General features: G+C 39.8%; 7 protein-coding genes. 5 read left to right on the plus strand and 2 right to left on the minus strand.

Annotated elements, in window-relative coordinates; all coding sequences use genetic code 11:
- Positions 1–202 precede the first annotated feature (202 nt).
- Positions 203–1,924 carry a GGDEF domain-containing protein gene (locus B4237_RS15355; protein ID WP_278595574.1) on the plus strand — a complete coding sequence of 574 codons (1,722 nt, stop codon included), beginning with the start codon at positions 203–205 and terminating at the stop codon, positions 1,922–1,924.
- A gap of 166 nt (positions 1,925–2,090) precedes the next feature.
- Here B4237_RS15355 and uvrA read toward each other — a convergent pair whose 3' ends face one another.
- Positions 2,091–4,922, minus strand: coding sequence for an excinuclease ABC subunit UvrA (gene uvrA, locus B4237_RS15360; protein WP_278595575.1), 2,832 nt, complete (start codon positions 4,920–4,922; stop codon positions 2,091–2,093).
- 210 nt (positions 4,923–5,132) lie between these two features.
- Between uvrA and B4237_RS15365 the strand changes: the two genes are divergently transcribed.
- The 3 genes from B4237_RS15365 (at position 5,133) to B4237_RS15375 (ending at position 7,153) form a co-directional block, all read left to right on the plus strand.
- Entirely contained in the window at positions 5,133–5,702 is a 570-nt protein-coding gene (locus tag B4237_RS15365) for a DUF2939 domain-containing protein (protein WP_278595576.1), read from the plus strand.
- A 54-nt stretch (positions 5,703–5,756) separates the two neighbouring features.
- Positions 5,757–6,110: a DUF1304 domain-containing protein gene (locus B4237_RS15370; RefSeq protein ID WP_004878002.1), complete on the plus strand. Its 354-nt coding sequence runs from the start codon at positions 5,757–5,759 to the stop codon at positions 6,108–6,110.
- A gap of 308 nt (positions 6,111–6,418) precedes the next feature.
- Positions 6,419–7,153: a hypothetical protein gene (locus tag B4237_RS15375; protein ID WP_278595577.1), complete on the plus strand. Its 735-nt coding sequence runs from the start codon at positions 6,419–6,421 to the stop codon at positions 7,151–7,153.
- 108 nt (positions 7,154–7,261) lie between these two features.
- Here B4237_RS15375 and tenA read toward each other — a convergent pair whose 3' ends face one another.
- Positions 7,262–7,930 (minus strand): thiaminase II, encoded by a 669-nt coding sequence (tenA, locus tag B4237_RS15380; RefSeq protein ID WP_004877998.1) that lies wholly within the window; start codon positions 7,928–7,930, stop codon positions 7,262–7,264.
- Positions 7,931–8,100: 170 nt separating this feature from the next.
- Here tenA and B4237_RS15385 point away from each other — a divergent pair.
- The coding region (locus tag B4237_RS15385; RefSeq protein WP_286943847.1) for a DUF475 domain-containing protein at positions 8,101–8,769 on the plus strand (669 nt) is incomplete at its 3' end.

Genomic DNA, 8,769 nt, shown 5'->3' on the forward strand with positions numbered 1-8,769 from the left:
AGTAAATGTCAACAGACCCTAATAATTAAAACAAATAGATAAATATAAATTAACAAACCAAAAGGAAAATTGGTTTTGCTTGTATTTTATCTGTTTAAAAAAACAGCTTTAATTATGACGGTATAATTTTAAAAATCAGGTAAAATTACATACTGTTTGAAAATCAATCTGGATGAGTTTTTGAAACAAGCAAGGTGTGTGCATGGGACGTAGTTTAAAAAGTGCGAAATTACGTTCTGAGCAAATCAGTCTCCGGCTTTTTCTATGTATGGTCGTTATTATTTCTTCGATCCTATATATCTCTATCCCTCTGATTATTCAAAGCTATCAAGAATATATTAAGACAAATCAAGTGTTAACCGAAATTACTAGTCTGCGTGCCTTAGTAAAAACGGCCAATAAAATTTCTCGAGAACGCGCACCTGCCAATAAGGTTATGTCGAGTACTGTTGAAGAATTAGCAGCCAATCAAAAAGAGTTAGCTGAGTTTAGGTTGGTTGTGGATGATCAGATTGATCAGACCATAGCGACGTTAAAGCAAGGTGGATTTGAGTCGATTGCGACACATTTACAAACTGATTTCAAAGCAAAGTTGAATCATGGTCGTGAGGTTGTAGACGCTTATGCAAATATTCCCCATGCTCAGCGAACGTCTGCTCAATTTAATCATGCAATTTTTACGATGTTTGATGTTTGGGATGAGAGCAGAAAATATTTAAATGATTTGATGAAACAATCCAAAAGTAAAGACAGCAAAATGTCGAATTATTTTATTTCGATTTTGGTTCTTACGGATATGCGTGATCAAGCAGGGCGAGTTGCTTCAAATATTATGGCACCTGTGACGTTTGGTGAAAAAATCTCAGATATTAATCGAGCACGTTGTTTACAAACCCAGCATCAGTCTCAGTATTTATGGGCTTTGGTTGATACGATCCAACCTGAACAAACCAAGACTGATCAATATATACATTTACATCAACGAGTAAAAACAGAGTTTTTGGATAAAGGTTTACCTTTAATTACGAAATTACTCGATGAAAGCCAAAATAATCAAAACTATTTTCTTACTGGCACGCAATTAACCAATCGAATTGTAGATAAATTTACAACGGTTATGGATTTGCAGAACTATATTTTAGATTACAGTATTCAAGTTGCACACGAGCAGAATAAAAAAGCCAAGCAACAATTTATTTTTACCTTATGTATTTCTTGTCTGTCTTTACTGACGGCTATTTTCATTATGATTTATACAAAGCGGAAAGTATTTAGTCCGTTAATCAAAGCGCGAGAAATGATTCTACGCTTGTCAAATGCGTCAAAAGAAGAGTTAAAAACCAAACAATCCAGACAGGAGTTTTTATCTTTATTTGAGGCGATTGATCGTTTAAAAGTGATGTTGAATCAACGTGACATGATGGAGACGCAGCTTAAAAAGATTGCTAACTCAGATGTGTTAACAGGTGTCGCGAATCGTTTGGCTTTGGAAGAGTATGTCCATGCTCTGGAGCGCAAGCCGAGTGGTTTTTTAAACACGGGTGTGATTGTCGTTGATATTGATAATTTTAAATTTGTGAATGATCAGTATGGGCATATTGTGGGTGATCAAGTCATTTCCATAATTGCCGATCACCTTAAACATAATGTCCGAGCATCTGATTTAATTGTTCGTTATGGTGGTGATGAGTTTTTGGTTGTCATTGAAAATATTACGATAGATGCAGCAAAGGTTATTGCAGAAAGTATCCGTTCAGAAATTGCGAAAGAGCCTATCGCTATTTCCAACTCTGATGAATTGCTTTGGGTTTCGGTCAGTATAGGTGTGGCTGTTGGTGCTGAAAATTGGTTGGAGTTGTTAGAAAAAGCGGATCAGTCGATGTTAAGAGCGAAGGCAAAGGGTAAGAATGTAGTGGAAGGGTAAACATTCTTGCTCCAATCTATTTATTAACACCTCATCCATGCTTTCTTTTTGAATTATTTCTCGAACAGGTTTATATCCATATCTTTCTGAAAACCGCATTATTCCCTCAAATAAAAAAACGGTGAATGAATCACCGTTTTATCATGAAATTACAGTAAGTTGGATTTTATTTAAGCATCGGCTTTAAGAACTTACCTGTATGTGAAATCTCAACTTTAGCGACTTGTTCAGGTGTGCCTTCAGCAATAATTTGACCACCACCAGAACCACCTTCTGGACCTAGATCAATCACCCAATCGGCAGTTTTGATCACATCCAAATTATGCTCAATCACCACAATGGTATTACCCTTATTACGCAGCTCATGCAAGATGTCGAGTAACTTGGCAATATCATGGAAATGCAGACCTGTGGTCGGTTCATCCAAGATATATAAAGTTTTACCCGTATCACGTTTTGCTAACTCACGCGCTAACTTCACGCGTTGTGCTTCGCCACCTGATAATGTTGTCGCAGCTTGACCCAAACGAATATAACCAAGACCAACTTGAGTCAACGTTTCTAAACGACGATGAATGACAGGAATAGCACTAAAGAATTCAGCTGCATCTTCTACCGTCATTTCGAGTACATCGGAAATATTCTTGCCTTTATAACCGACTTCTAAAGTTTCACGGTTATAACGCTTGCCATGACAAGCATCACAAGGCACATACATATCTGGCAGGAAGTGCATCGCCACCTTGATCATGCCGTCGCCTTCACACGCTTCACAGCGTCCGCCTTTCACATTAAATGAGAAACGACCTGCGCTATAACCGCGTGCTTTGGCTTCAGGTGTCTGTGCAAATAACTCACGAATCGGCGTAAATAAACCTGTGTAGGTGGCTGGGTTTGAACGTGGTGTACGTCCAATAGGACTCTGGTCAATATCCACCACTTTATCCAAATGCTGTAAACCATCAATTGAATCAAACTTTTCAGCAGTCAGTGTGGTTGCACCATTCAATTGTGTTGCTGCTAAAGGCAATAAAGTACGGTTAATCAGGGTTGATTTACCAGAACCTGAAACCCCAGTCACACAAGTCATGATGCCGAGAGGAATGGTTAAATCGACATGTTGTAGATTATGCCCATTTGCGCCAGAGAGTTTGATGAATTCATCAGGACGAGGCGATTGAGTACGCTGTTTTGGTACTTCAATTTTAAGTTTGCCTGATAAATATTGACCTGTAAGCGAGTCGGCATGGTTCGCCAATTCATCATAAGTACCTTCGGCAATGACTGCACCGCCATGAATACCTGCGCCTGGTCCGATGTCAATAATATGGTCAGCAGCACGAATGGCATCTTCATCATGCTCAACCACCAGTACGGTATTACCTAAGTCACGCAAGCGAATTAGGGTTTGCAGCAAGCGATCATTATCCCTTTGGTGCAGACCAATCGAAGGTTCATCAAGCACATACATCACGCCCATCAGACCCGCACCGATTTGCGAAGCTAAGCGAATACGTTGTGCTTCACCACCCGACAAGGTTTCAGCCGAACGCGCTAAGCTGAGATAATTGAGACCAACACTGACCAAGAAGTGCAAACGTTCACGAATCTCTTTAAAAATTTTATCCGCGATTTCGCCTTTAGCACCTTCGAGATTGAGATCCTGATAATAACTTTCAGCATCACCAATCGACATCTTGGTAATTTCAGCGATGGTTTTATCTTTGACGCGAACATGACGAGAAATTTCATTCAGACGAGAGCCACCGCAGGCATCACACGCGGCATTCGACAGGTATTGCGCCAAATCATCACGCACATAATTTGATTCAGTCTCGCGATAGCGACGTTCTAAATGCGGCAAAATTCCTTCAAAGGCTTGCACACGACTGTGCTTACGACCACGTTCATCAATATAACTGAGGTCAATTTTCTCTTTGCCAGTGCCTTGTAAGAATTTCTTTTGTGTATCTTTGTCGAGTTGATTCCACGGTGTATCAAGTGGAATATCAAAGTGATCAGCCACTTTCTGCAACATGGTGTAGTAATAAGGACGCTGTCTGTCCCAACCACGAATTGCGCCTTGGCTAATTGAAATTTCAGGATTTGGAATGAGTTTATCTGCACTAAAATGACTACGCGTTCCCAAACCATCACAGACAGGACAAGCACCGAATGGATTGTTAAATGAGAATAAACGTGGTTCAAGCTCCGCAACAGCTCGATCACATTCAGGACAAGAGTGTTTTGCTGAGAATACGCGTTCTGGATGTTCGCCATTCATCCATGATAAAACAGCAATATCACCACCTAAACGTAAAGCCGTTTCAAAGGATTCCGCGATACGATTACCGAGATCATCACGGACTTTAAAACGATCGACCACCACTTCAATCGTATGTTTTTTCTTTTTGTCTAATTCTGGCGGCGTATCAATATCAATGATTTCACCATCGACACGGGCACGAACAAAACCTTGACCTTGAAGTTGCTCAAACAGTTGAGTGTATTCACCTTTACGCTCACGCACCACAGGCGCGAGCAGCATGAGTGCAGTCCCTTCTTCAAGTGCTTTCACTGCATCTACCATTTCTGAAATGGTCTGCGCCACCATGGGTAGATCATGTTCAGGACAATACGGTGTCCCTACACGCGCATACAGCAAACGTAAATAGTCATAAATTTCGGTAATGGTGCCCACGGTTGAACGTGGGTTGTGGCTGGTTGATTTCTGTTCAATGGCAATCGCAGGAGAGAGGCCTTCAATCGAATCAACTTCAGGTTTCTCCATTTGTGAAAGGAACTGACGCGCGTAGGCAGACAGTGATTCAACATAACGGCGTTGACCTTCGGCATACAGTGTATCGAAAGCAAGTGATGATTTGCCTGAGCCTGAGAGTCCCGTAATCACCACAAACTTGTCACGTGGAATATCGAGTGACACATTTTTTAAATTATGGGTACGTGCGCCTCGAATACGGATATGACTTTGACTCATAAATACATCTCGGAATTGTGCGAATAAAACGTGTATATAATAGCGATTTAAAATTGTTCAAGCTGTAACAAAACGATTTTAAACGTCAGATTGTGTCGGATTAGTGATTTTAAGTAAGTTTTAACATGAATTTTCTATATTGCCCAAGCCTTTATCAATGCAATTTAAATACCATTAAGTAAAAAATAAATTCCTGAAATCGAGGATCGTATGTCGAAAACGTTGAAGATTTCTATCTCGGCTATTGTGTTGACTGCTTTAGCTTATTTAATTTTGTCGCCATATTTTGTGATTTATCAAATTCGACAAGCGGTAGAACGAGATGATGTGAATGCTGTCGCAAGTTATGTGGACTTTCCTAGTGTGCGCCAGAGCTTCAAGGATCAATTCAATAATGAGCTGTTGCAAGAGTTTCCATCACGAGAAAATGAAGGCAGTTTTGTTGCATTAGGGGCCATGTTGGCATCTTCAATGGTCGATAAAATGGTGGATTTGATGGTGACACCTCAAGGCATCTCTTTATTATTACAGGGCAAAAAGTTCAAAGAAGGTTTGTCGTTTCAAGGCGAATCGGCACGAGAACCTCAAAATAAAGCACTAATAAATCATCAAGATGGTGCTGAGAAAGTGACTTATCACAGTCATTATCAGTCATGGAACCAATTTAGCGTTGAAATAGATGATCCAAAAACTCAATCTTCAGTCAGTTTAATCTTACATCGAGAGGGTTTGAGCTGGAGAGTCACGGAAATCATGTTACCTATCACGCAATTCAAATAGATCAGTGATAAATTGGAAAGCATTGCACGATAGAAAAGATCAGGAATAAGTAAAATGTTAGGAACGATTCTCGTTGCGTTGATTGCAGTATTACATGTTTATATTTTAGTGTTGGAAATGTTTTTATGGGATAAACCTTATGGTTTGAAAGCATTTGGCAATACACCCGAAAAAGCACAACTCACCAAAGTTCTGGCTCAAAATCAGGGTTTATATAATGGCTTTTTGGCAGCAGGTTTATTTTGGTCGCTTTGTGCTCCTGAAACGTATGCATTAGCGCTCGCCAATTTCTTTTTAGGTTGTGTATTGGTTGCAGGGATTTACGGTGGACTCACTGCCAGTAAGAAGATCATCTATATCCAAGCCGTACCTGCGTTGCTCGCGTTAATTGTGGTGAATGTTTTTTAGTCCAAAGATAAAAGTAGGCAGCGTCTCTAATTTATGCTTTAATGCGCCCAGTTTGAGATGAGCCTCATACAGTATATTGGCGATACAATATACGACTAAGCCCCTTAATTGGGGCTTTTTTACGTCCTTAATAAAGCGCGTTAAGGGTTTATCCATATCAATTTGACGACGTAATTTGTAAGCATCGCAAGTGTTAGGTTAGAAGCTGTCATTTTCAGTCAGTTCAGCGAAATTAGTGCAAGAAATGCTTTGTTGATAATGAAATAAGTAAATTAAAATTAAAGACTTATAAATACAGAGTAATAATAATGTTAAAAAATCTGATTTTATTGTGCTGGGGGATCTGTGCAAGTTTTAGTGTATATGCGCAAGAAACAAAGATTACGGGATTTGATCAGTTCTTCAATTTAGATGTGGAACATCATTATGAATTGGAATTAAAAAACTTAAATCCTAGCGCGCAAATCTGGACGGCATTTTATATTGTGGGCGTGCCTAAATCGGCAGGCATGCAGACCAAAGCTGATTTTACTGTAATGGGTGATGGTTTACTTTCACAAGCGCATCCGACAAATCCAACTGAAGTTATGAGCTTGATGGCAAATGATTTACCGATTCGTCAGAACTATTCTCTTAAAGCATTTGATGATTTAGCCAGTGAAATTGAAAGCCAAACAGGTGTTAATATTCAAGATCCTGACGTAAATGGTGCAGCGAATGTCCGCGTATATGGGCGCATTTTGGACTGGATTCCTGAATATAATTTGCAAAAGCCCGCTGTGATTTCTTTCGGTATTACAGATGCACAAGATTTTGATATTAAGGCAGCTTATATCATTGTTGGTGAAGGGGAAAAAACTCCGCAGTTAATGCAGCTGAATATTCAGGAAAAAGCTGATCCAGAGCAAGTTCAGCAAGCGTTTAAAGAGACCACTAGAAGTTCAGAGTTTAGATTAGCTCGCTTTGAGACTAAATTTTTAATCTTCTTTGTGATACTCGCGGCGACAATCTTTTTAAATTGGCACAGATTCCGCAGAGGTTAAGACAGAAAAGTGCTTAAAAAGAAAAATATTGGATAGATGAATCTTTGGCTGATAGCAATTCGCTATTTGCACCTCGCTTGTTGAAGTGAGGTGCAATTTATGACTCGCTTAATCTAATCCTAACCATTGGCGTTGTTGATAAGCACTATCCCAAAATAACCATTCTAGTTTGGCGCCCATGGTATAAGCTGCGTGCATTTTGGCTAAGGTATCTTCATCACAACGCGCGGCCACTTTGTCAATGGTTGCAATCACATTGCTTACGGCTGTATTGAATTCCTCCCCAGCATAGGTATCAATCCAAGCTTGGTATGGGTTATTGGCAACTGATTTATCAACGATGTCTTTACCAACTTCTGCATAAATCCAGAAACAAGGTAACAGTGCTGCCAAAATCACAGGATAGCTTTCTGACCAAGCTGTTGCGGTGAGGAATGAAGTGTAGTGATGACAAGCAAGTGTTAATGGCGTTGATTCAAATTCTGTTTTGCTGACATTAAATTCCTGCATAAAATCACTATGCAAACTACGTTCTACGATAATTGCGATTTTAGCGGCTTCCGAAAATTGAATAATATCATCAGCGTCATAGGCTTTTGCGGCAGCTACGGCAAGCGCACGACCATAAGCCACAAGATAATGTGCATCTTGAATTACATAATGACAAAAGACTTCACGGTTTAATGTGCCTGCTGTAAGTTCTTGATTAAAAGGAAGTGCAAGAATTTTTTGATATAAGTCTTGATTTCGTTGCCATACATCTTGTGAAAAAGTCATGCTTTGAACCTATAAAAACATAAAAACGATTTTGGCAAAACTATAGCAGAGATCGTTGCAATCTCTATTCTTCTCACAACAACAGCAACAATCTTTTCTATCTTTCAGTCAAAACTCGCCTACAATAGTCTCATTTTTATCACTCGACGATTTCGAATAAAAGGCTGCTCATGAAGCATTTTCGTTTTTCAATTTTCTTTACAGTGGTGTGTTTAGCACTATCTGCCTACTGGGGCTATACGCATGGCCCAGAAGCAGGCGTGGCAACGATGCTGAAAGCATTGACGATTACTGCAATTTTGGCGGTGATGGAAGTTTCACTTTCTTTCGATAATGCGGTTGTGAATGCTTCAGTTTTACGTAACTGGGATCATTTCTGGAAAATGATTTTCTTAACGGTAGGTATTCTGGTTGCTGTCTTTGGTATGCGTTTAATTTTCCCTGTTGTGATTGTCGCGGTGACAGCAGATATGGGCATGATTGAAGTTGCGAAATTGGCTTTGAATGATCCAAAAACATACTCGGAACGTTTAATGGCACATCATGCTGAAATCTCAGCCTTTGGTGGTACTTTCTTACTGATGGTGTTCTTAAACTTCTTCTTTGATGATGGTAAAGAAACCCATTGGTTTAAATGGTTAGAGTCTAAACTTGCGCATCTCGCGAGTGTCCCTGCGATGTCGGTATTTCTCGCTTTGATTGCCATGATTATCATGGCGGCAAATGTTGATGAGTCTGCACGTTTGGCCGTGACGATGTCGGGTATTTGGGGAATTGTGGTCTATATTGGGGTACAAGTCCTGAGCCATTTATTGGGTGGTGAGCCAGAAATTGATGAC

Origin of the sequence: Acinetobacter sp. UBA6526 (assembly GCF_002434875.1) — a bacterium.
Lineage (GTDB): Bacteria > Pseudomonadota > Gammaproteobacteria > Pseudomonadales > Moraxellaceae > Acinetobacter > Acinetobacter venetianus.

Coding starts and splice junctions, on each gene's coding strand:
- B4237_RS15355 (WP_278595574.1), top strand. CDS start 203: ATGGGACGTAGTTTAAAAAGTGCGAAATTACGTTCTGAGCAAATCAGT.
- uvrA (WP_278595575.1), bottom strand. CDS start 4,922: ATGAGTCAAAGTCATATCCGTATTCGAGGCGCACGTACCCATAATTTA.
- B4237_RS15365 (WP_278595576.1), top strand. CDS start 5,133: ATGTCGAAAACGTTGAAGATTTCTATCTCGGCTATTGTGTTGACTGCT.
- B4237_RS15370 (WP_004878002.1), top strand. CDS start 5,757: ATGTTAGGAACGATTCTCGTTGCGTTGATTGCAGTATTACATGTTTAT.
- B4237_RS15375 (WP_278595577.1), top strand. CDS start 6,419: ATGTTAAAAAATCTGATTTTATTGTGCTGGGGGATCTGTGCAAGTTTT.
- tenA (WP_004877998.1), bottom strand. CDS start 7,930: ATGACTTTTTCACAAGATGTATGGCAACGAAATCAAGACTTATATCAA.